Genomic DNA, 1,189 nt, shown 5'->3' with positions numbered 1-1,189 from the left:
GCAAAAGGAATATCGTCATCGAAGTCCATAGGAGGCTCACTGGCAGCAGGCGGGGCATTCGTCTGAGCCCGGTTGCCGCCACTGGATTGCCGGTTAGTTGGTGGCTGGTTCCGTCCCGATTGCTGATTTCCAGCCGGAGCGCCGGAATTATCCTGTCGACCGCCTAGCATCTGCATCGTACCGCCGACACCCACCCGAATTTCTGTGGTGTACCGGTCAGCACCTGATTGGTCCTGCCATTTTCGGGTTTGCAACTTACCTTCCAGATAGACTTCCGAGCCTTTTCGCAGATACTCGCCAGCTATTTCTGCCAGTTTCCCGCTGATTACTACGCGGTGCCATTCCGTCAGTTCTTTTTGCTCACCCGTCTGCTTATCACGCCACTGCTCTGATGTTGCTACCGAAAGGTTAGCGAAGCAGGAACCTGACGGGGAGTAGCGCACCTCCGGGTCCTGACCTAACCGGCCAACGATGATTACCTTGTTTACGCCTTTACTTGCCATTTATGCTGCCGCCTTAAAGTCTGACTTTCTGTGTTTGAATATTTCGATGACCTGCTGCTGATGTGATTTTGACTCTCCAACAGCGGCCCAGGCTGTTTTATAAAGCTCGGTAAGTTTCGACTCAGTTGTCGCCTTAGTCGCTTCATTGCTGAATGTGCTTACAGCTTCATCAGGGGTGATTGCAGCCGGATGATGGACCTCACTGTCAGCATCCACGGCAGTCTCTTCGGTGGGAATGCAGAATGTCTGAAATGCTGCATATTTATAGGCAATTGACATGGCCTTATTTGTAGCCTTGTCACCGCTGTCCATAGCTTCGCCATAAGTGGTCACCGTGTGAATACTACCGTCCTCTACTCCGACGAAGTCGAACTCAGCTTTGACCACGACATAAAACAACACGCCACCACGCTGCGTCTGTCGTTCCGTGACAGTGCGCTCAATGATGCGTGGCAGGATAAGTAATCCATGGCGCACAAGGGCTGGCGCCAGCGCGTTATAGACCTGGTCTATTCCTCTGAACTGAAATCCCTGCTGCCGGTTCTCTCTGTCCTTGCTGATGCCTTTTTCTGCCATTTCCTTGGCTACGGCACTGATAGCTTTGTACACACTCATGAATAGTCCCCCGCAAATTCTTGCCAGCTGATAACCGGATTCTGGCGTTCCGTTGCCAGGTCGATTTGTTC

Annotated in this window: 2 protein-coding genes; both read right to left on the bottom strand. The window is 52.2% G+C overall.

Annotated elements, in window-relative coordinates:
- On the bottom strand, positions 1-503 hold a 503-nt coding region (locus tag JK211_RS16735), incomplete at its 3' end, for a single-stranded DNA-binding protein (RefSeq protein ID WP_212709742.1).
- Positions 504-1,118 (bottom strand): ERF family protein, encoded by a 615-nt coding sequence (locus JK211_RS16730; protein ID WP_212709743.1) that lies wholly within the window; start codon positions 1,116-1,118, stop codon positions 504-506.
- Positions 1,119-1,189: the final 71 nt, after the last annotated feature.

The organism is Tatumella sp. JGM130, assembly GCF_018257525.1.
Classification (GTDB): Bacteria; Pseudomonadota; Gammaproteobacteria; order Enterobacterales; family Enterobacteriaceae; genus Tatumella; species Tatumella punctata.
The sequence above is the reverse complement of the archived record's forward strand: the minus strand, read 5'-3'. Positions and strand labels throughout refer to the sequence as shown.

What these genes read in the sequence shown, in the direction of transcription:
- JK211_RS16730 (WP_212709743.1), bottom strand. Translation starts at nt 1,118, where the DNA reads ATGAGTGTGTACAAAGCTATCAGTGCCGTAGCCAAGGAAATGGCAGAA.